Here is a 22,885-nt window from a genome sequence, read left to right as displayed (position 1 = left end):
AAGGAAGGCGGAGGGGCTAAAGGCTCTCCGCTTTAAAAAACTTCGAAATTATACCTATGGGGGTTATATATATGCCAATGCAGAAATGGAACGCTTCACAAATTGCTAAAAAGGTCATTAACAATGAAGAGTTGTTTATTTTAGATGTTCGTAATGCAGATGCGTTTGAAGACTGGAAAATTGATGGTCACCGATTTGAGTATTTAAATGTACCATATTTTGAACTGTTAGATGGTGTTGAGGAGATCCTGCCGAACATCCCCTCCAATAAAGAAATTCTAGTTGTTTGTGCTAAGGAAGGATCCTCATTGATGGTTGCTGAAATGTTGTCAGAAGCTGGTCGAGATGTTGCCTATTTAGCGGGCGGTATGAAATCTTGGAGCGAATATTTAGAGCCTATTAAAATTGGTGAATTAACGGGTGGAGGAGAGCTTTATCAATTTGTCCGTTTAGGGAAAGGCTGTCTTTCTTATATGGTGATATCTGAAGGAGAGGCAGCTATCATTGATGCTGTTCGCTTTACAGATGTATTTATCAATTTCGCCGAACAGAAGAATGTGAAGATTACACATGTTTTTGATACACATTTACATGCCGATCATATTTCAGGTGGACGCCATATAGCTGAGTTAACTGGTGCGGTCTATTACTTGCCACCGAAAGATGCAGAAGAGGTTGTCTTTTCATATAGACCGTTAGTGGATGGGGTGACTGTTCAAATTGGATCATCAAAAATAAATGTAGGAGCTATCTACTCACCAGGTCATACAATTGGCTCTACATCATTTGTTGTCGATAGCCAATATTTGTTAACAGGGGATATTTTATTTGTCGATTCTATTGGACGTCCTGATTTAGCAGGCCTTGCTGAGGACTGGGTTGGAGATTTACGAGATACACTTTATAAGCGTTATCGAGAATTGTCCAGAGAGCTTATCGTGTTGCCAGCTCACTTTATGATCATTGATGAACTTAATGAAGATGGGACGGTAGCGAAACAACTAGGGGATTTATTTTTACAAAATCATGGTTTGAATATTCATGATGAAGTAGAATTTAAACGTGTCGTGACAGATCAATTGCCACCACAACCTAATGCCTATCAAGAAATTCGTCAGGTAAATATGGGGAAAATAACGCCTTCGCCAGATGAACAAACGGAAATGGAAATCGGCCCAAATCGCTGTGCTGTTCGATGAAATTTATTAAAAGTACAATGGATACGTCTGTGTATTAAAAATGTGGATCGTCCAGAAATTGAAGGCGCTCATCCCTCATGAATCTAAAATAATAAGAAGAACAGGCAAATCGCTTACAATCTTTGCCGTGTTGAAGGGGATCAATATGAAATCAAATTTACAATTAGATGCAACAGGTCTTTCGTGTCCAATGCCTATTGTGAAAACAAAAAAGGCGATGGACACATTAAATATAGGAGAAATTTTAGAAGTTCAGGTGACAGATAAAGGGGCTTTAGCGGATATTCCTGCTTGGGCAAAAGCTGGGGGTCATCATATCGTAGATCAATCCGAAAAAGCTGGTGTCATCACGTTTTTAATTCAGAAAGCTTAAGGCTAATGGAGGGTTGTCTATTAAATAGAACAACCCTTCTTTCACTTTTCGGAAAGGAGGAAGAATGCATGGATATTACATGGATATTAACGATCTTTTTAATTGGTTTTCTCGGTTCGTTTGTATCAGGGATGTTAGGTATCGGTGGTGCCATTATTAATTACCCAATGCTACTGTATATTCCACCATTATTAGGATTTATGGCCTTTTCGGCTCATGAGGTATCCGGAATTATTGCCATACAAGTATTTTTTGCATCCATTGCGGGTGTATGGGTATATCGCAAGGGTGGATTTTTAAATAAATCACTTATTATCTATATGGGGGGTGCTATATTAACAGGAAGTTTTGTTGGTAGTTTTGGTTCCAAATTTTTTTCCGAGTCAGGCATCAATATAGTTTATGGTGTGCTAGCCTTAATAGCGGCAGTCATGATGTTTATTCCAAAAAAACAAATTGATGATCAACCGATGCAGGATATAACATTTAATAAGACATTGGCAATTTTATTGGCCGTAGTTGTTGGTATTGGATCAGGTATTGTGGGGGCAGGTGGTGGGTTCTTATTAGTCCCTATTATGTTAGTGGTTTTAGGGATCCCTACGCGTATGACCATTGCTACTAGTTTAGCAATTACATTTATCTCCTCCATAGGGGGAATGGTTGGGAAATTAATGACCGGACAAGTTGAATATTTCCCCGCGCTCATTATGATCATTACTAGTCTTATAGCAGCCCCACTTGGTGCGAGAGCTGGAAAAAAATTAAATACCAAAAGCTTGCAAGGCATTTTGGCAATGCTTATATTGGCGACTGCCATTAAAATTTGGGTAGATATTATTGGAGGGGTCTAACCATGAAAATTGAAGTTTTCACGGATTTTACTTGTCCGTTTTGTTATATTGCCAAGCGAGAATTGGAACGTGCGATTGAGACAAGCGGCTATACGGGACAAGTAGAAATTGAATACAAGGCTTTTCAAATAGGTCCAGAAACGCCTAAAGTAAATGCACCAACCTTTTTAGACACTTTGGCTATGAAGTATAACGCAACGCGTGAAGAAGTACATGACATGACAGAGAATATGGCATCAAGAGCTGCAGAAGTTGGGTTGAATTATAATTTTGAATTGATGACAACAGCTCACACAGAAAAAGCTCATCGATTAGCAAAATGGACACAGCAATTTGGCCAAGCATCGGCATATACGGAAGCGCTAATGGCTGGTTATTTTATGGCTGGTGAAGATGTGAATGATGATTCCTTTTTATTAAGGGTGATTGCAAAATTAGGTTTAGATATAGAGGGGGCGCAGGACATTCTAGCTACTAATGTCTTTCTTGAGGCTTTAGATCAGGATCGATATGATGCACAGCAACTTGGTATACAAAGCGTGCCATTCTTTGTATTTGAAAATCGTTATGGCATTAAAGGGGCAGAGCCAAATGAAGTCTTTGTGCGAACATTACATCAAACAGCAAAAATAGTGGGGATTCAGCCAACGATTCAATTAATGGGAAATGGTGAGGATACGTGTACGGATGGTGCATGTAACCTGTAAACCGATGGATAAGTGTCGAGTACTTAAAGTACTCGGCACTTTTTTGATTCACCCACATACTACAAGAGGTATTAAGTCGTGATTTCGGTGTTGTAGTACAACAATTAGTGGATAATTTATCCATTTTTATCATCTGAATGGTTCTATTTTACAGTAGTGTGAGAAAAATCACATCCAATAAAATGTTATGTTGCTAAAATATAAGTGAGTATACAAAGGGGGGTATTATAGATGAAACCTATAGTAGCAGGAGTAGCAGGGACAGTACTGTTAGTAGGCACAATTTTTGTAGCAACCATTATTAGTGACAAAATTACAGTTGATTCGATTGTGGAGGAGAACGAAACGACAGTGCAGACGCAATTACCAACGACAGCAGCTGCTCAGTCAGTTGTCTATGCTCCACCAAGTATTGATGAAGTGCCAGATGGACCAATGAAGGATGCAATTTTAAACGGCTATGAGCTTGTTAATAACACACATGTTGCGGCGGACGAATATGTAGGGAACCAATTATCATGCACAAGCTGCCATGCTGGTGCTGGCTATGACGAGCAAGCATCATCATTAGTAGGAGTAATGGCTAATTATCCACAATATATTGGACGCTCTGGTGGTGTAGTTACAATAGAAGAGCGTATTAACGGTTGTATGGTTCGTAGTATGAATGGTAAAAAATTCGAAATGAATAGTGATGAGCTAGAGGCTATGGTCGCTTATTTTGCATATATTTCTGAAGGTGTTCCAATTGGAGCAAAACGTGAATGGGCAGGTACTAGTGATATGAAGAATGTACCGACTCCAAATGTTGACAATGGTGAGGAGCTTTATGGTCAGTCCTGTATAGCTTGTCATGCAGCTGATGGCTCTGGGACTGGTGCCAATACTGGTCCAGCATTATGGGGTGATAATTCCTTTAATGATGGAGCAGGTATGGCGCGTATGTCAAAAATGGCTGGCTATATTCAAAATAATATGCCAGTAGGTGCAACAGGGACTTTAACAGATCAAGAAGCGGCTGATTTAGCAGCGTTTATTTTATCCCAAGATCGACCTGAATGGCCAAATCATGATAAAGATTGGCCAAAAGGCGGAAAACCAAATGATATTATGACTAAAGAAAAACGTGAACAAGTTAAAAATGGTACGATTGATTGGGAAAAGGTGCTATCTACAAACTAACGAAAAGGGATGCTGTTTATGGGCATCCCTTTTCTATTATTGAAAATTATAAGCAGTGACAATTTTATCTCTGTTTGTTGTGAAATCAGTAAAATATTCATATAGGCTAATACCGAGGAATGACCCACTTACGTTAAAGATGTTAGAAAATCCGCTATTTTGAAGGGCCATAACAGCATTATAGCTACGCTGACCGGATCGGCAATGTACATACACTGGTTGATCATTAGGTACCTCATGCATTCTTTCTCGAAGTTCACTTAAAGGAATATTGTGTGCATGAAGGAGATGACCAGATTCAAATTCATTCTTTTCGCGTACGTCTAAGAAGTAGGCTTCATTTTCAATGAGTGTTCGCACTTCATCAACTTTTATTTGTTTGTAGTGTCCATGTAGTTGATTTTGAGCTACAAGAGCTGCTAAATTGACAATATCGCGGGCAGTGCTAAACATTGGAGAGTAGGATAGCTCCAGCTCCTTCAAATCTTCTAAAGTACCACCCATTGTGATGAGGGTAGCTATTACATCAATTCGTTTATCTGCATTGCCTTTACCTATAGCTTGGGCTCCAAGGATTTTACCTGTTGGTGTTTCATAAACGAGCTTAAAGTGAAGTGGATTACTATTCGGCATTAAGCCTACTTTATCAGGAGCTATCAGATAAACGCTTTTCGCCTGAAAGCCATTTGATAGAGCTGTTTTTTCGTTCAAACCCGTTGAAGCACAGGCAAGGTCGAAAATTTGTACACTTGAAGATCCGATAACCCCTTTATTGTGATGAGGGATGTTATACATATGATTAGCTGCAGCACGAGCTTGTCGCTGAGCGGGGCCGGCTAAAGCAAGTCGTGTCTGTTTATGGGTAAGCTGATGGAATACTTCAATCGCATCGCCCACAGCATATATGGAAGGATCGGATGTCACGTAATTAGCATCAACCTGAATGCCTCCGAGTGCACCGATAGTTAGCCCGGCTTCTTTGGCTAAGTGGATGTCAGGACGAACGCCAATCGCTAATACGACGGCTTGTGCTTTCAATTGTTTGCCAGAATTTAACGTCACATCACTTGGAGTAACCCTTGCGAGACCGTCATTGACAATAACATGAACCCCCTTATCGGTCATTTCCTTGTGCAATATTTGAACCATATCATAATCAAAGGGGGCCATAATTTGTTGGCCGAATTCAATTAAAGAGACATTATAGCCCGCTAGCTTCAAATTTTCCGCTACCTCTACACCAATGAAGCCTCCACCGATCACAGCAATATCCTGTACATGATCCGTTTGTAGGTATTGATTTAAACGGTTAATATCTACCACGTTTCTAATGGTAAAGACATGGTTTGAACGAATACCCTCTAGGTCAGGGACGATGGGACTTGCTCCTGGTGATAGAACTAATGTATCGAAACTTTCCTCATAATCTCTACCCGTTATTAAATTCTTAATGGTAATGGTTTTTTGTTCTCGGTTAATGCGTACAACCTCTTGCTGTACACGAGCCTCTATAGTGTATTTTGTTTGAAAGGCTTGAGGTGTCATTAAGATCAATTTGTCACTATTTTCAACAATCCCGCTTAAATGGAAGGGGAGAGAACAGTTGGAGAATGAAACATTTGGTCCTTTTTCAAACATAATAATTTCTGCCTTTTCATCGAGACGACGAATGCGGGCAGCAGTGGATGCTCCACCTGCAACGCCACCAACAATTAAAAATTTTTTACTCAATGGTCAACACTCCTTTTGATTAATACATATAAGGGTATATAAAAGCTTTTAAATATATGTTTTGCTATTGAAATCAATAAATAATGTAGTATAAGTACTAAAAACTAAATAATATACCCTAATGGGTATATTTTCAAGATGAAAGACTTAATTAATTTTCTAAGGTGTTCCTTGTGAAAGAAAGTTAATGTATAAATTTGCTATACTAGCAGTAGTAGGAAATGGAAATGACATTGGAGGTGACATTGTTGATTTTTTTGAAATTTTTGATGCAAATCATTATAGTATCGGGTTTGATTTATATTGTGAGTGGACGATTAATAGGCTCTAATATTAATTTTGTACGAAGAGTGCTTTCAGTCGTCATTAGTGTGACATTAACCTCTTTTGTTTACTGGTACTCTTATTTACGTCATACAGATTTTTTGTCAGAAACCATGATGCAAACTGTGACAGAGGTCAGCACATTAATTTGGATTGGGAGTATGCTACTCATTTCTATGTTGCTGTATTTGGTTTTTGAGCTCTTTGATCCAAGTGGTATTACAACTGGAGATCGTCGAAATGGTCAAAAATCTTTGCTCTTACGGCTGCGGAGCTATTGGCGACAGCAGAAACGATTGCGACAAGTTTTAAAAATTGCAGTTACAAATGGTGTCGTCCAAACGATTAAATATGCAAGGCAACGTGAAAACGAAAAAGAGCTGGCGATTGCATTGCGCGCAACATTAGAGCAATGTGGTGGGATTTTTATTAAATTTGGACAAGTATTGTCTACACGTAAAGAATTATTTTCACCCATCTTTATTGATGAGCTAGAGAGGCTACAACATCGTGTGAAGCCTTTACCAGCAGAGCAAGTGACAAGTATTTTGGAGCGCTCACTTCCTCAATCAATGGATGAAGTATTTAGCCAATTTCAAATGGAGCCTATTGCAGCAGCCTCTATCGGTCAGGTGCACAAAGCACGGCTTAAAAATTATGAAGATGTTGTCGTCAAGCTTCTCCGTCCAGAAGTAAAAGGGATTATGCGCGATGATCTTGAAATTTTAGAGGAATTTGCAAATTGGCTTTCATCCAAATCTACATGGGCAGAGTCACTAGGCTTTCGTGAGCTAGCTGGTGGATTCGCAGATGGACTACGTGAAGAGATTCATCTAGATATTGAGGTACGTAATACGTTACAGGTAAAGAACGCATTATCCAAAAGTGATTATAAGGTCCGCATTCCTAAAATTTATACAGCTTACAGTAATGAAAATATTATAGTGATGGAATATATTCGTGGACATAGTGTGGCGGATGGGGGGGCAGAATTCAATCGTCTGTCCATTGATCGCAGACAATTTGCTAGAACAATATTATATTCTTTTTTTGAACAGATGCTTTTTTCAGGTATTTTTCATGCTGATCCTCATCCGGGAAATATTCACATTGATGAGAAGGATGGTACACCCGTATTGCTCGATTTTGGAGCAGTTGGAAGATTAGGTGCCACACAACAAGAGGGCTTAAAGCTATTTTTAATGGGTATTCAGCTCAATGACTCCAGTGTCTTGTACGATGGCTTAACACTATTAGTGGAAAATGCCGATCATGCGGAACGTGCAAGAATGGAACAAGCAATCGATCAAATTTTACTAAAAATCTCGTATGTTGACCGCATACCAACAGAAGAATTAATACATGCTTTATTTACAGTGGTGCGGGATTTTGGGCTAGCCTTTTACCCAGCGGTAGGTTTAGCACTCCGCTCGTTGGTGACATTAGATGGAACATTAAGGGTAATTGATTCACGTTTTGATATTTTTACGGAAGCTAAGGATTTCTCTGCTACATATATGCGTGCTTCCTTCCTAAAACCATTTAAAGAACCAATGGCTACAAAAGAACGGCTGCAAGAGGAATTATCTATGCTGATACCAACTTTGCGTAAAATGCCAAGAAGAGTGGATCAACTAATTCAGCGTGTAGAGAGCGGAAAAATTATTTTACATCACGATATATTCTCTGATGAGCATAATGCCCGCTTCATTACCAACTTGTTTTCCCGATTTGTATTGCTTTTAGTAGGGATTACATTTGGAATTATTTCTGTTGCCCTTTTAGCAATCTCACAATTTATCCACGATTCTTATGCAGTGTATTTAAACACAGCTGCTTATTTAGGTTTATTTTTATGTGCAATTTTGTTAGTAAGGTTATCGATACAGGCATTGCGTTCCATGAAGCAGTAGGTAGGGATTATTCCTCTACCTCTTTTTTTTTGAAACATTTCCAAGTAATATTACAAAAACATTACAAAGTAGGTCATGTGACTATTGTCGAATTAGCTAATAACAGACTTGTGTAGAATATATAAGGACATTGTAGAATAATTGGAATTTTACGCGAATGTTACAGGAATGTTTCGAGTTTTACTAATGTATTAAATAGATAGGAAATAGTATAAAAGTTATGCTGAAAATGCTAAACTTTAAAAGGCTAAAACAAATATATAAGAACAATTGATTAAATATAGGATCGTTCAACAGATTACATAGAGTATTCAGAGCGAAATTGATAAATGAAGGGAATTGAAGGTACGTGGGTAAGCGCAATAAATGGCGTAAGTCGATGGTGCTCGCTTTAGCACTAGCAGGCGGCTTATTATTTAATACAATTCAACCAACAGAAGTACATGCTGAAGAAACTTCTCAACAAATGATTGAGAAAAAGGCTGAAATAGATGCACAGGTTAAAAAATTACAAGAAGAACTAACGAATTTACAAAAAGAGATCGACGAAAAAGTAAAAGTTTTTAAACAAGTACAAGCGGAAATTAAAGAAGTGGATGCTAGTATTGTTGAAACAAAAAAACGTATTGAGCAACGTTCTAAAATCTTAAGTGAACGTATGGCTGCATACCAAGCACAAGACAATACAGTGGGTGTTTATTTAAATGTAGTTCTTGAAGCAAAAAGCTTTGCTGATTTAATGGACCGTGTCGTAGCGGTTAAAACATTAATGGATGCTGACCAAGAATTAGTGGATCAACAAGAAGCTGACAAAGCGAGCTTAGAGCAACAAAAAGCCATTCTAGATGAAAAACAGAAAGAGCTTCAAAAGCAATTCCAAGAGCTTCAACAAAAGGAAAGCGAAATGGAAGTGAAAAAGGCTGAAAATGAAGCAAAATCATTAGCCCTAAAAGCTCAAATTGCAACAAAACAGGAAGAAGAACGTTTAGAAGCTGAACGTAAGGCAGCTGAAGAAGAAGCGGCTCGTTTACGTGCTCTTCAAGCAGCAACGCCAGTAGTACAAGCTACTCAAAATAACAGTGATGGTGATGGTCAACAACCACAAAAAATTATCGTTGGTTCAGGCGCTGGTACTGCCTCTTCAGGTGATGCTATTTCTACAGCAAAACAATTCCTTGGTCGTCCATATGTTTGGGGTGGTAGTAACCCAACTTCAGGGTTTGACTGCTCAGGTCTTGTACAATGGTCTTATAAACAAGCAGGCGTTTCTTTACCACGTACTGCATCTCAACAATATTTAGCAACACAACGTATTTCTGCTGGGGAAGCACGCGTTGGTGACTTAGTATTCTTTAGCTATGGCTCAGGTGTAGCGCACGTAGGTATCTACTTAGGTAATAACACAATGATTGATGCTCAAAATAATGGTGTTGTCATTGAATCACTTGATTGGTGGAATCAATATTTAGTAGGCTTTGGTCGAATTCAATAAGCCTCTATATTATATAGACGATTAACATGATAAAAAGGTCATCTTTGTAAGGGAAAAATACAAAGATGACCTTTTTTATTGGTATCAAATTTTGAAATTTACTTTTATGATGCCTGTTTCCTTTAAGGCGATAAAGAAAATAATGACAAATGGCCCGACAAGTAAACCGATAATACCAAATAACTGTAGACCAATAAACATGGCAATTAATGTTGGTAAAGTTGATAACCCAATATGCTCACCCATTAGTTTAGGCTCGACTACACGACGAATAATGAGTAAAATAGCAGCTAAGATGAATAATTTTACAGCAATAGATGTGTTTCCCATTAAAAGGTGATAAAGCCCCCATGGTGCTAAAATAATGATGGAGCCTAAAAAAGGGACAATATCTATTAGCCAAATAATAATGGTCATGGTTATGGCATATTTAGGCTGGATTAATAAAAGTCCAATAAGTGTAACGCCTCCAATAATGAAGCTTACAAATAAATGTGCTTTCATATAGCCGAATGTTGCATCCTTTAAACGGTTTAAAATAATTTTTATTTTCTTTGCTGTGTTTGGCTTTAAATACTTATAAGTAATGCGCTTCAATTTCGGCAGATCTAGCATAAATAGGAATAGGGCAATCATATAGACGAGAAGACTGATAAATAGACTTGGAATCTCTGAAAAGAAGGCTGAAACTTTGCTATAATTAAAGAAGCTTAAAAACGTTTCTTCAATTTTCTTTATGAAATCCATTGTGGTTTTTTGAAGCGAAGTACTTACTTCGGGTGGAAAGTCTTCCGTGTATTTAGAAATATTTTCTTGCATATGAAGCCACATATCTGATAGCTTGGAAATATAATAGGGAGCTTGCTTAGACAATAAAATTATTTGCGTCATGATCTGCGTAATTGAAATATAGCAAATAATGGAAATTATAATGACACTCACTATGTATATAAAGGCAACTGCAATTTTTCGAGACATTTTCCAGCGCCTTTTAAAGAACATGACGATTGGTTCAAGGAAAAATGCGCTGATAGCTGCTAATATTAACGGCATAGATACCGGAATAATAAAATAAGCGGCTATAATTAGGGACAGAATCACTAGCAATCGAAAAATCAATTTCCTAGCATTAAATTTATTCATAAACTCACCTTCTTTGCGAAAAAATTAAGTTAAGTGTAACATAAATCAAGTTTTATGACGTTCTGAAACAATAAAGGTAGGGATAAATTATGGAAAAAGAGATTTTGCAACTTTTTAGTAATCTAACAGAGCGTGATCGAGATATTCAATATGAATCTTACGAGGAACTGATGAAAATTATGCAGGAGCCCGTAGATTGGACATATGCAGTGTGGGAACAGCTTGTACAAGCGCTTACATATAAAAATGGGCATGCACGTGCACTTGCCGCACAAATTTTATGTGCTTTAGCTGCAAAAAGTGATCCCGAAGAAAGAGTATTAGAAGATTTTTTAAAGATTTGGGCTGTGACTTATGATGAAAAGCCCGTCACGGCAAGGCATACATTACAGGCTATTTGGAAAATTGGTTTAGCAGGTCAAGTACAAAGCGATTTAGTCGTATCTTATTTAGCCAAGAGATTTCAAACCTGTTTAGATGAAAAGCATCCTACTCTCATTCGCTATGATATTATTGTATCTTTAAAAAAATTATATGATCAAACGAGTGATCCTAAATTATTAGACATAGCCCATCGCTTAATTAATGAAGAGCAAAATGTTAAATATAAAAAGAAATATAAGTCAGCCATCCGTTCTTAGTAACGAGATGGTGTTTTTTGTGCAAACTCTTTGGTTATTAGGAGATTAGTCAACTATAATATATGAAAAAGACAAAAGGGGTTAGGGAATGAGCATTTATAATTATTTAGTACGAAAGCCGAATGGTGAAATTTTATCAATGGAAACTTTTCGAGGGAAAACGATGCTAATTGTTAATACGGCCAATCAATGCCGATTTACATATCAATTTGAAGACTTACAAAAAATGTACGATAAATATGGCAAAAATAATTTTGTCGTTCTAGGATTTCCTTGTGATCAGTTTGGCCATCAAAATCCTGAAGATGGAGAGGAAACTGCGCATCTTTGTAAGGTCAACTATGGAGTTTCGTTTCCCATTTTTGAACTAGTCCAAGTAAATGGTGAGACGACACATCCTTTATTTAATTATTTAAAACATGAAGTTGATTTTCGTGAATTCGGAAAAGCAAGCATGCAGGAGAAAATGCTTGCTGAGGCAATTGTTCAACTTGCTCCAAGCTTTTTAGATGGTCGTAATATTCGCTGGAATTTTACTAAATTCCTAGTAGATGCAAGCGGAAAAACCATAGCTCGCTTTGAGCCTACAGACTCACAGCTAGATATTGAGCAAGCAATTGAAAAAGTATTATAGTAGAGTGATTTTATGGAAATGAAAATTCTTCTAAAACGGCTATCATTTTTGTACGCAACTATTTTTTCCTATCAAACTATGATAAACTGCTTTACAAGTGAATTATTCTTGCAGAATAAAGGTGCTAGCTAGCATAATCGGGAATTCGGTATAAGCCGAAGCTGTTTCCGCAACTGTAAGTACAACTATTATAAAGATGAACCACTGTTTCATAGGAAATGGGAAGGTTCTTTATAGCTCTTATTTAATTATATAGGAGCGTTGTACAAGCCAGGAGACCGACCTTTATTTGAACGTATAACAACTCTTCGGAAGCTAGGAGGATATACGGCAAATACATAGGCAGTGTCGTGTTTCTATGACAATCATTATGTTATTTTAGTCGTTCCTTTGCGTGAGGAGCGACGTTTTTTTATGTTCTAAAAAAGTAAGGATTTTCATTATGAAAAGGGGGACAGCAGGTTGAAAAAAGATGCACGTTATTCTTGTTATCCTTTTATGCGAGAGAAGGCTTCAACTGTCGATTTTGAGATTCGCACAGATAGTTTAACAACGCATTTAGGGGCTGCACTAGCTATAGTGAAGAAAGAGGATGTCCAGGTTGTTGCAGATGATTTAACACAGATTTTACCTATGGCTTATCATGTGAATGGCTCGGTTCGTGGGAAGCTAGCAGTTACAGATGAGGATCTATCCTGGTTAAGTGAGCGCTATGATTTTTATGTAAGTCATGTGAAGGAAGAGATTCAAAATTTTGTTTTACCTCAAGGAACAGAGGCTGCTGCTGCTTTACATCTTTGTCGTAGTGAGGCGAAAAAATCATATCGAACTTTACACAAGGTTTCGGAAGAACGAGAGGTACCGACTATTCTCTTCGATTATTTAGGCTTATTAGCCAATGTATGTTTTGTAATGGCTGTCTATACGAATCAACAAGCTGGAATCGCTGAAATTCCGTTTATGAGTAAATCATATCCAATGAAAAAGAAAAAGGTGAATAATAATGAAGAAACTATTTAATTTACAATGGCTATCGGTTTTATTGCTAGCGCTCGTTTTAGCAGGTTGTGGAACTGCGGAAGATACAAAAAATAAAAATGTTACCCAAGATGAACAAAAAATTGAGCAAACAAGTTACAAAGTAACCGATGATCGTGGTGTAGAAATAGAGTTTAAGGAAGTACCAAAAACAGTTGTGTCCTTACAACCAAGTAACACAGAAATTCTATTTGCATTAGGGGTTGGCGATAAAATTGTAGGTGCCACTGAATATGATACATATCCAGAAGCTGCCCAAAAAATCGAACGTGTTTCTGATACTGTGAATTATAACAGTGAGCGAATTTTAGCGTTAAAGCCAGATGTTGTTATTGCGTATACGATTGGTGAGAAGGATGCACTTAAGCCACTCGAGGATGCAGGAATTAAAGTATTTGTTATTCAATCAGCGGCTACATTTGATGATGTATATGGAGATATCGAACAAATTGCAGCTGTTATGGATGTTAAGGATAAAGGAAAGGCATTAAACGAGGAAATTAAAGCAAAAATCGCTGATGTGCAAACAAAGATTAAGGAAGTAAAAACACCAAAAAATGTTTATTTAGAAATTAGTCCAAAGCCAGAAATATATACAGCAGGCTCTGGCACTTTCCAACAAGAAATATTAAATGCGGCAAATGTAAAGAATGTGTTTGCAGATTTAGATGGCTGGAAGCAAATATCTGAGGAAGATGTAATTGCGAGAAATCCAGACGTCATTTTAACAACAGTCAACTATACAGAAAATCCAATTGGAGAAATCCTTGCTCGTGATGGGTGGAATACGGTAACAGCTATTCAGAACAAGGCAGTTCAGTCCCTTGACACAGATATCTCAAATCGTCCAGGTCCACGTATCGGTGAAGCAGTTGAGCTTGTTGCTAAAGCTGTGTATCCAGAGTTATATAAATAAGATCGTAGAAAATGCTAGTTGTTTATTACAGCTAGCATTTTTTATTTTATTACCTAGTGTGAAAATTGGTATTAATGTAGTTTGTTCGATAGAATAAAGGTAAGAACGCTTATTAATATAGGGAGGTGTAGTTCAGTGAAGCAAATACAAAAAAATATTCCGTTTGAGGCCGTTTATAATTTCCGAGATATGGGGGGATATCAAACGAGGGATGGGCGTGTTATAAGAAATGGCTTATTTTATCGCTCTGCCGCACTTGGTAAAATGACATCGACAGATAAAGAATTATTTGAAACATTAGGTATTAAAACAATTTTTGATTATCGTGACACGAATGAAGTACAACATAATCCTAATCCTGTGTTTCCACAAACTCGATATATTCAAATCCCTGCGAAGGGAAAGCATGCTTTTGAAATGCCAACTAATACAGGTGGTAGAGAGTTTTATAAAGTAGTTAACGCTGATATGTTCAAGGACTTTTATGCACAAATGCCTTTTCATAATCCCTCTTTTAAAGAATTAATGATGACTATACAAAACCCTGATAATTTAGGGCTAGTCCATCATTGCGCAGTTGGAAAAGACCGAACAGGAATTGGCGGAGCTCTTATTTTATTGGCTTTAGACGTACCTGAAGAGACCATTATGGAAGATTATTTAGATACGAATATTCATTTGCGTCCCATGGTAGAAAGAATGGCTCAAACGATCCAGCACCAGTATAATGAACAAGAATTACAGCAATTTTATGCTTTAATGTCCGCTCGTGAGGATTATTTACAGGCAGCGTTAGATGCTATGGATCATCGTTATGGCTCAAAGACAGCTTTTTTGGAGCAGGAGTTTGGTCTAACGGCTGATAAGCGTGAGCAATTACAGTCATATTGCTTAATCTAAATAAAATCCCTTTCACAATTAGTGAGAGGGAATTTTTATGTGGAAGCGCTGTCTTCCTATAAATCTCTTTACAGTCTGAAAATTTATGATAAGATACAATAGATTTTTAAGAAAAGTATAGGAGAAGTGAAGGTATTGGCAGACACAATAAAAGAAACAACTAAGTTAAGTCTATTCCATTTAACATGGCCTATCTTTTTAGAAGTGTTTTTATTTATGTTGATGGGACTAGCCGATACTTTTATGCTTAGTGCTCTATCAGATAATGCTGTGTCAGGAGTAGGTGCAGCCAATCAATATATTCATATCGCTATTTTAATTCTTGAGGTAGTCGGCAACGGTGCGTCCATCGTTGTATCACAATATTTAGGTTCGAAACGGTTTTTTGAAGCGGCTAAAATATCGGCTCTAGCAGTCACAATGAATTTGGCAGTTGGCCTTATAATGAGTGTTCTATTTTTCTTCTTTGCTAGTCATTTAATGTCGATGATGAACTTGCAAGGTGAGGTCCTTCATTATGCTCAAAGTTATTTAGTGATTATAGGGAGTTTTATTTTCCTTCAAGCAATTATTAATGCCCTTGCTGCAATTATTCGTGTTCATGGTTGGACGAAACAGACGATGTATGTATCACTTGGCATGAATGTACTGCATGTTATCCTTAATTACGGCCTGATCTTTGGGAATTTTGGTTTACCAGAGCTTGGTGTAAAAGGTGCAGCCATCTCTTCAGTGATTAGTAGAGGATTAGCGATGATCGTGTTTTTCTGGTTGCTTTATCAAGTAATGGAAGTAAGAGTAAAGCTACACTACTACTTTGAGTATTCCAAGGAATATGTAAGAAAAATTTTAAACATTGGTTTACCGTCTGCCTTTGAGCAGGTTCTTTACCAGTTTTGCCAGATCATATTTTTATATTATGCCACATATTTAGGGGCAGAAACTTTGGCAGCCAGACAATATGCTATGAACATATCAATGTTTACCTATTTATTCGCTATTGCGATTGGGACAGGAACGGCCATCATTATCGGTAGGCATGTAGGTGCTGGAGAAAAGGATGAGGCTTATCATCAGCTGTGGACAAGTGTCCGAGCAGCATTTATTTTCACCATTATTATGGTTGGTGTAGTGACCATTTTCCGCAAGCAGCTTATGCATGTTTTTACAGATAACCCCGAGGTGATGGCTATCGGAGCATCTGTCTTGGCATTAAGTATAGTGCTAGAAACTGGTCGGACGATGAATATAGTCGTCATTAACTCTTTACGTGCCTCAGGAGACGCAAGGTTCCCTGTTAAAATCGGTTTTCTGTCGATGGTTTGTATGAGCCTCCCATTAGGTTACTTTTTTGTATTTGTCCTAGATTGGGGTTTAGTAGGTATTTGGTTAGCTATCTCTGCAGATGAATGGGTACGGGCAATTATCGTATACTTTAGATGGAAAAGCCGAAAGTGGGAGCGTTTTGCCCTCGTTTCACCGAATGAACAGAAGGAGGAATAGCAATGGGAGCACTATCTAAACGTGCAGTAGGTGCAGCATTGATCGATCAACATATAGCGCTTTTTGCATGTCCGTTATGTCAGCAATCTATGCACGTCTATGAGCAAGGGAGACTCGTTTGTTCTGCCAATCACTCTTTTGATATTGCCAAGCAGGGCTATGTCAATATGCTGACACATGGCTCTACTTCTAAATATAGTAAAGATCTTTTTGAATCTCGCAAAGCTGTTATTGATAGTGGGATTTATGATGTTGTAGAAGCAAAGATTGGGGAGCTTATTAACTCTGCGAATACAGTGCTCGATACGGGCTGTGGAGAGGGATCGCATTTAGCCCGTATTATGAATGAGAAAAAGAATGGGGTAGGCATCGGTATTGATATAGCTAAAGAGGGTATTTTGGCTGCGGCTCGACATTATCCACAGCAAATTTGGTGTGTTGGCGATTTAGCTAAGAGTCCTTTTGCACAAGGTAGCTTTGACGCTATTTTAAATATTTTATCACCGGCAAATTATGAAGAATTTAAAAGGCTTCTTGCGCCTAATGGCTGTATGGTGAAGGTTGTGCCACAAAGCGGCTATTTACAGGAGCTGCGTGCTCAATTATATGCCGATTCGAGTAAGGAAACATATTCTAATGAACAAATTGTTGCTCGTTTCCAAGATAGTTTTGGCGAAGTGAATATAGAACGAGTCACTTATACATTGCCACTTGCTCAGGAGCTTGTCCCTGCTTTATTGGAGATGACACCGATGGGCTGGCATAAAAAAGATGAGACAGACATTGTATTAAGTGAAATTACGATTGATGTAGATCTATTGGTTGGAAAGATGTAAGATGATCACCTACAATTGCAGTATACTAGTCTTTTCGATTACAATGGGAATAACTATTGAATAAGGTAGGAATGTGACAGTGTATAAATTAGTAGCAAATATTGTTAAAGTAATATTAAAACTTATGGGTTCGAAGGCTCGTGTGTATGGTGAGGAAAACTTGCCAAAAGAAGGTGGATATATTATAGCTTGTACGCATACAGGCTATGTAGATATTTTAAACCTCGGCGTTGCCATGTACCCTCAAGAAATTCACTTTATGGCGAAGAAGCAATTATTTGAAATGAAGGGTCTTGGCTGGCTTATTGAACATTTAAATGCCTTCCCAGTGGACCGTGATAATCCTGGTCCGAGCGTTATTAAAATTCCCTCACAGTTATTGAAAGAAGGAAAAGTAGTGGGGATATTCCCATCTGGAACACGTAATTCAGAAGGAACGGACTTAAAGCAAGGAGCCATTACAATCGCTCAATTGGCAAAGGCGCAAATTGTTCCAGCAGCCTACGTTGGTGCACGTAATGCTGGAGATGTCATGAAGCGCGGTAAAGGCTATTTAATTTATGGCGAGCCGTTTTATGTAACGGGTAAAGGAAAAGAAGGTCGGGAGCAATTTACTCAACACCTTGAACGTGAACTAGTCGCTTTAACAGAAGAATTGGAAAATCGTATTGCAGTAAAATAAAATGAAGTGGCACTCAGAATCGTATTGATTTTGGGTGCTTTGTTGTAGGAGGATTATCGTAATGATTCAAGTACTTTTTGTTTGCTTAGGCAATATTTGTCGCTCGCCAATGGCGGAGGCGGTTATGCGAGAGCTGGTGAGAAAAGAGGGTTTAGACGATAAAATTGCTGTGGATTCTGCCGCAACAAGCTCATGGCATATCGATGAACCTCCTCACCGAGGCACACAGGATAAGCTTAGAGAATATGGTATTTCTACAATAGGAATGGTAGGTCGACAGCTACAAAAGGCTGATGTAGAAAGATTCACATACATTATTGGTATGGATGAGAGCAATATTCGCAATATCAGAACGATCTTAGGAAATCCTACTTCACCAAAGATTTTTCGTTTTTTAGATTTAACAGAACATCGTAAAGACGTTCCTGATCCTTATTACACAGGGGATTTTCAAGAAACCTATGATTTAGTGCTAGAAGGCTGTACGGCATTACTAGATAAAATTAAAGAGGAATGGTTATAGAAGGATGCTAAATAGCGTAAATTTTTACAGCTATTGCTACAGAAAAAACAAGCATAAACATTGGTATATCTAGCTTTGTAAGCATCATTATGTTATTATTTGCAGAGTAAAGATACGATAAGTATTTAATTACCATTTTAAGATGTGCAACTGCATATCTATTATTTTTTTATAAATCTATCCTTTGAAAGAGAGTGGAAACAATGGGTCGTAAGTGGAATAACATTAAAGAAAAGAAAGCGTCTAAAGATCAAAGCACTAGTCGTATCAATGCTAAATTTGGGCGAGAAATTTATGTGGCAGCTAAATCAGGCGAACCAGATCCAGAGTCAAACCGTGCACTTAAAGTGGTGCTTGAACGTGCAAAAACATATAGTGTTCCTAAGCATATTATAGAAAAAGCCATCGATAAAGCAAAAGGTGGCGGTGACGAAAACTTTGATGAATTACGTTATGAAGGTTTTGGTCCAGCCGGCACAATGATTATCGTAGATGCTTTAACAAACAATGTAAATCGTACAGCATCTGATGTGCGCGCAGCATTTGGTAAGAATAACGGAAATATGGGTGTTAGTGGATCTGTTGCGTATATGTTCGATTCTACTGCAGTTATCGGTTTAGAAGGTAAAACAGCTGATGAAGTACTAGAAATTTTAATGGAAGCAGATGTAGATGCTCGTGATATTTTGGAAGAAGAGGAAGCGGTTATTATTTATGCAGAACCGGATCAATTCTTTGCTACACAAGAGGCATTAAAGGCTGCTGGCATACAAGAATTCACAGTAGCTGAGCTTTCTATGCTACCGCAGACTGAAGTAACATTAACTGGCGACGATGTTGCAAAGTTCGAAAAATTAATCGATGCATTAGAAGATTTAGAAGATGTTCAAAATGTCTTCCACAATGCTGATTTAGGTGAATAATCCAATATATTATTGATTGAGTAAACCAGTAGCACATAAAGCTACTGGTTTTTAATTAGGGAGGAAAATCATGCAGACTGCATTAGCGATTATTTTGTTTTTAGTGACTTTATTTTTTGTTATTGTACAGCCACGTAAATTATCGATTGGTTGGTCAGCCTGTATAGGAGCCGCCATCGCACTCATAATTGGAGTAGTTACATGGCAGGATGTGCTGGAAGTAACAGGAATCGTTTGGAATGCTACTTTATCGTTTATTGGTATTATTTTAATTTCCTTAATTTTAGATGAAATTGGCTTTTTTGAATGGGCTGCCCTGCATATGGCACGACTTGCTAAAGGAAGTGGTATACGTTTATTTGTTTATATTGCTTGCTTAGGAGCAATAGTATCAGCGCTATTCGCTAACGATGGGGCGGCGTTAATATTAACACCCATTGTTTTAGCAATGGTTAGAAAACTGAATATGACGGAAAAAATGATTTTCCCATTTATTATTGCTAGTGGCTTTATAGCAGATACAACATCCTTACCCTTTGTTATTAGTAATTTAACAAATATTGTATCAGCAGATTTTTTTGAGATTGGCTTTATGGATTATGCGATTCATATGGTTGTACCGAACTTCTTTTCTTTAATTGCAAGTATAGCTGTACTGTATGTGGTTTTTCGTCGTTCCATACCACAGTGCTATTCTCTCGATGCAGTTGAACAACCTAAGCAGGCGATTAGAGACCCGAAGTTATTTGCGATATCTTGGTATGTAATAGTAATTTTACTAGTGGGATTTGTAATCGGCGAAATGTTCCACGTTCCAGTGTCATTTATTTTATGTAGTGTAGCCGCTATTTTCTTATGGCTGGCAAATCGTAGTTCTTTTGTAGATACAAAGAGAGTTGTCAAAGGGGCACCATGGAATATAGTGTTCTTTTCCATTGGTATGTATGTGGTTGTTTACGGCCTGAAAAATGTAGGGATGACAGGTATACTAGCTAGTTTACTAGAACATGCTGTGCAGCAAGGATTCGTTGTAGCGACCATGACTATGGGATTTGTAGCTGCCGTTTTATCAGCAGTCATGAACAATCTACCAACAGTCATGATTGATGCATTAGCAATCTCTGAAACAAGCGCAACAGGCATGATGAAAGAGGGACTCATTTATGCCAACATAATTGGTACTAATCTTGGCCCAAAGATGACTCCAATCGGTTCACTTGCGACATTAATATGGCTTCATATTTTAGCTCAAAAAGGGATTAAAATTAGCTGGGGGCAATATTTTAAGTTCGGCATAATTCTTACAGTTCCGACATTATTCGCTACTTTAATTGCTTTAGTTATTTGGATATCGTTATTAGCATAGTTTTATTGTCGAAATAGTGCAAATAATAGTACAATAGTTAATAGATTAACTTAGTAGTATGTTAAAGGAGGTAAGCATGCGAGTACCAGGTAAATTAAGTAATAGAATCGTGTTGATGTCATTTGTTATGTTAGTAGCTTTGTTAGCATTTTTTATTGTCACAATGATCTACACAGCGAAATCATCCGTTAATAAAACAATGGGTGCACAGGCTGTCGCGGTAGCAGAAAACATTGCGAAACAATTAAACCCAGAGGACTATGAACAACTATCAAAGGACCCAAGGGAATCAAATTTATATTGGCAGCTAAGAGAAGAACTGAATGAATTGCGTGAAATAAATGGGGTCCTGTATGCCTATACTTTTGCCGTTCCACAGGAAGATCAAAAAGTTCGATTTTTAGTGGATGGTATGCCAGCAGATGACCAAGAAAATGCAGGTGTTATAGGAGAGGAGTCTTCTTCTACATTATATAAAGATATTGAAAAAGTAATGGATACAGGAAGTTATTACTCTAATATTTTACATAGCGGTTTTGGGGATTATTTGTCTGGTACAGTACCATTAAAGGATGCATCAGGAAATATTGTGGCGTTTATAGGGGTAGATATAGAGGCTAACGAGGTAAGCGGTGTAACGAATGCTGTATTGATAGCCATTTTGCCAGCATTAATTATAGTAATGTTAGTTTTAACAGGAATTGTTATGTTTATAATGTACCGTTACATAAATCAAGCACTAAAGCCATTGGCAAATTTAGGGGACGCGGTGTCAAGTTTTGCACAAGGGGATATCGCGAAGGCAACAATGGAGGTTGAAAAAATCCAGCTAAGAGGGAAAAATGAAATTTCTATGTTTGCACGAGCCTTTCAGGAGTCCTTACAAAAATTAAAAGAAACATTCCAAACCATTAAGCAACAAACATTCGCCTTACAAAGCGTTGTGAAAAAGATTGATGAAACTACACAACATGTTGAAACATCAAATGCTCAAATTGCTGATCGTATAGTTGAAATCGCTGCTGGTAGTGAGCAGCAACAGCAAAACAATCAAGAAGTTGTCTTAACGATGAATGAAATGTCGATAGGTATTCAACGACTGGCTGATACAACTTCTGAGATTGCTGAATCATCCTCAACGATGACGGGCCTAGTGGAAACTAGCGTGAATCATTCTCAAGAGGTCGTATCTCAAATTCAAAACGTGGAATCCTCCGTTTTACGAACGGCTAAACATGTTGAGGAAATGGGAGATCGATTCGGCTCTATTGAAGAGATGGTAACAATTATTACGAGCATTGCTGACCAAACCAACTTACTGGCATTAAATGCGGCGATAGAGGCGGCGAGGGCGGGGGAAGCTGGTAAGGGGTTTGCAGTCGTTGCAGATGAAGTAAGGAAGCTTGCTGAACTGTCTAAAGCATCAGCGGATGAAATACATACACATCTGAAAAGCTTTAAGACCATTACAGAACGAGCATTACATGAAATGTCTGGTAGTGCGGTAGATGTACAAGCAGGTAATAGGGCTGTACAACGTATTGGTGAAAGCCTAGAACAAATATTAGAATCAGTTGTTGAGGTAAACAATAAGATTCAGGATGATTCAGCTGTCATTGAAGAAATGTCAGCGGGCTCTGAAGAAATATTAGCTACTACAGAACAGATGAATGATATTGCTCAGCATAATGTGCAAGGAACAAAAGAAGTAGCAATGGCTTCTGACTTACAAGTAACAAGGGTTTCAGAATTAAATGAAGTTGTAGCGTTGTTAGATCAAACATCTAAAGAGGTAACTGAAACAATCAATACGTTCAAATTATGATCATTGTAAACTATTTTTCTATGAGAAGAAGTCTTGTAGAAAAATAGTTTTTTTACGCTAGTTGGAGAAAAATAAAAATATAATGATATGTATTTATCGAAATAAACCGAATAGGGGAATTAATTTGCGTTTTATCCATTGCGGAAACTTCCAAATCATAACATAATATAAGTTAATATA

The 22,885-nt window shown here is 37.7% G+C and carries 21 protein-coding genes and 1 riboswitch; of the genes, 19 read left to right on the top strand and 2 right to left on the bottom strand.

Annotation, left to right across the window (positions count from 1 at the left end):
* Positions 1–71: 71 nt before the first annotated feature.
* The 5 genes from MKX57_RS22200 (at position 72) to MKX57_RS22180 (ending at position 4,315) form a co-directional block, all read left to right on the top strand.
* Entirely contained in the window at positions 72–1,199 is a 1,128-nt protein-coding gene (locus tag MKX57_RS22200; RefSeq protein ID WP_008175243.1) for an MBL fold metallo-hydrolase, read from the top strand.
* A gap of 145 nt (positions 1,200–1,344) precedes the next feature.
* Positions 1,345–1,572 (top strand): sulfurtransferase TusA family protein, encoded by a 228-nt coding sequence (locus MKX57_RS22195; protein WP_239355134.1) that lies wholly within the window; start codon positions 1,345–1,347, stop codon positions 1,570–1,572.
* A gap of 68 nt (positions 1,573–1,640) precedes the next feature.
* Positions 1,641–2,426, top strand: a complete 786-nt coding sequence (locus MKX57_RS22190; RefSeq protein ID WP_089985802.1) for a sulfite exporter TauE/SafE family protein — start codon at positions 1,641–1,643, stop codon at positions 2,424–2,426.
* A 2-nt stretch (positions 2,427–2,428) separates the two neighbouring features.
* Positions 2,429–3,133: a DsbA family oxidoreductase gene (locus MKX57_RS22185; protein ID WP_089985801.1), complete on the top strand. Its 705-nt coding sequence runs from the start codon at positions 2,429–2,431 to the stop codon at positions 3,131–3,133.
* A 231-nt stretch (positions 3,134–3,364) separates the two neighbouring features.
* The gene (locus MKX57_RS22180) at positions 3,365–4,315 is read left to right on the top strand and encodes a c-type cytochrome (RefSeq protein ID WP_008175239.1); all 951 of its coding nucleotides are present in this window, start codon (positions 3,365–3,367) and stop codon (positions 4,313–4,315) included.
* Positions 4,316–4,351: 36 nt separating this feature from the next.
* Here the strand turns inward: MKX57_RS22180 and MKX57_RS22175 are convergent, their stop codons facing one another.
* A complete protein-coding gene (locus MKX57_RS22175; protein WP_342531126.1) occupies positions 4,352–6,046 on the bottom strand; it encodes an FAD-dependent oxidoreductase in 1,695 nt (564 codons plus the stop codon).
* 248 nt (positions 6,047–6,294) lie between these two features.
* Here MKX57_RS22175 and MKX57_RS22170 point away from each other — a divergent pair, with 248 nt between their 5' ends.
* Positions 6,295–8,283: an AarF/UbiB family protein gene (locus tag MKX57_RS22170; RefSeq protein ID WP_090002057.1), complete on the top strand. Its 1,989-nt coding sequence runs from the start codon at positions 6,295–6,297 to the stop codon at positions 8,281–8,283.
* 349 nt (positions 8,284–8,632) lie between these two features.
* A complete protein-coding gene (locus MKX57_RS22165) occupies positions 8,633–9,775 on the top strand; it encodes a C40 family peptidase (RefSeq protein ID WP_239355137.1) in 1,143 nt (380 codons plus the stop codon).
* An 84-nt stretch (positions 9,776–9,859) separates the two neighbouring features.
* Here MKX57_RS22165 and ytvI read toward each other — a convergent pair whose 3' ends face one another.
* Positions 9,860–10,918 carry a sporulation integral membrane protein YtvI gene (gene ytvI, locus MKX57_RS22160; protein WP_089985798.1) on the bottom strand — a complete coding sequence of 353 codons (1,059 nt, stop codon included), beginning with the start codon at positions 10,916–10,918 and terminating at the stop codon, positions 9,860–9,862.
* Positions 10,919–11,007: 89 nt separating this feature from the next.
* Between ytvI and MKX57_RS22155 the strand changes: the two genes are divergently transcribed.
* The 12 genes from MKX57_RS22155 (at position 11,008) to MKX57_RS22100 (ending at position 22,705) form a co-directional block, all read left to right on the top strand.
* A complete protein-coding gene (locus MKX57_RS22155; protein WP_008175231.1) occupies positions 11,008–11,559 on the top strand; it encodes a hypothetical protein in 552 nt (183 codons plus the stop codon).
* An 88-nt stretch (positions 11,560–11,647) separates the two neighbouring features.
* Positions 11,648–12,193 carry a glutathione peroxidase gene (locus MKX57_RS22150; RefSeq protein WP_089985797.1) on the top strand — a complete coding sequence of 182 codons (546 nt, stop codon included), beginning with the start codon at positions 11,648–11,650 and terminating at the stop codon, positions 12,191–12,193.
* Positions 12,194–12,295: 102 nt separating this feature from the next.
* A riboswitch (cobalamin riboswitch) is annotated at positions 12,296–12,495 on the top strand.
* Between the two features lie 160 nt (positions 12,496–12,655).
* Positions 12,656–13,213 carry a hypothetical protein gene (locus MKX57_RS22145; RefSeq protein WP_008175227.1) on the top strand — a complete coding sequence of 186 codons (558 nt, stop codon included), beginning with the start codon at positions 12,656–12,658 and terminating at the stop codon, positions 13,211–13,213.
* Positions 13,197–14,147, top strand: a complete 951-nt coding sequence (locus tag MKX57_RS22140; protein WP_089985795.1) for an ABC transporter substrate-binding protein — start codon at positions 13,197–13,199, stop codon at positions 14,145–14,147. Before MKX57_RS22145 ends, MKX57_RS22140 begins: the two co-directional genes overlap by 17 nt.
* A gap of 135 nt (positions 14,148–14,282) precedes the next feature.
* Positions 14,283–15,047 (top strand): tyrosine-protein phosphatase, encoded by a 765-nt coding sequence (locus tag MKX57_RS22135; RefSeq protein ID WP_089985794.1) that lies wholly within the window; start codon positions 14,283–14,285, stop codon positions 15,045–15,047.
* A 135-nt stretch (positions 15,048–15,182) separates the two neighbouring features.
* On the top strand, positions 15,183–16,550 hold the full coding sequence (locus MKX57_RS22130) for an MATE family efflux transporter (protein ID WP_043989914.1): 1,368 nt from the start codon (positions 15,183–15,185) through the stop codon (positions 16,548–16,550).
* 2 nt (positions 16,551–16,552) lie between these two features.
* A complete protein-coding gene (locus MKX57_RS22125; RefSeq protein ID WP_107922316.1) occupies positions 16,553–17,386 on the top strand; it encodes a putative RNA methyltransferase in 834 nt (277 codons plus the stop codon).
* 79 nt (positions 17,387–17,465) lie between these two features.
* Positions 17,466–18,068 carry a 1-acyl-sn-glycerol-3-phosphate acyltransferase gene (locus tag MKX57_RS22120; protein WP_036121211.1) on the top strand — a complete coding sequence of 201 codons (603 nt, stop codon included), beginning with the start codon at positions 17,466–17,468 and terminating at the stop codon, positions 18,066–18,068.
* A gap of 61 nt (positions 18,069–18,129) precedes the next feature.
* Positions 18,130–18,591, top strand: coding sequence for a low molecular weight protein-tyrosine-phosphatase (locus tag MKX57_RS22115; RefSeq protein ID WP_008175216.1), 462 nt, complete (start codon positions 18,130–18,132; stop codon positions 18,589–18,591).
* 203 nt (positions 18,592–18,794) lie between these two features.
* The gene (locus MKX57_RS22110) at positions 18,795–19,514 is read left to right on the top strand and encodes a YebC/PmpR family DNA-binding transcriptional regulator (RefSeq protein WP_008175214.1); all 720 of its coding nucleotides are present in this window, start codon (positions 18,795–18,797) and stop codon (positions 19,512–19,514) included.
* A gap of 70 nt (positions 19,515–19,584) precedes the next feature.
* A complete protein-coding gene (locus tag MKX57_RS22105; RefSeq protein ID WP_008175213.1) occupies positions 19,585–20,880 on the top strand; it encodes an arsenic transporter in 1,296 nt (431 codons plus the stop codon).
* Between the two features lie 76 nt (positions 20,881–20,956).
* Positions 20,957–22,705 carry a methyl-accepting chemotaxis protein gene (locus MKX57_RS22100; RefSeq protein ID WP_342550613.1) on the top strand — a complete coding sequence of 583 codons (1,749 nt, stop codon included), beginning with the start codon at positions 20,957–20,959 and terminating at the stop codon, positions 22,703–22,705.
* The last annotated feature ends 180 nt before the right edge of the window (positions 22,706–22,885 follow it).

Origin of the sequence: Lysinibacillus sp. FSL M8-0216 (assembly GCF_038595555.1) — a bacterium.
Lineage (GTDB): Bacteria > Bacillota > Bacilli > Bacillales_A > Planococcaceae > Lysinibacillus > Lysinibacillus fusiformis.
This window is presented reverse-complemented; position numbering and strand designations above follow the sequence as displayed.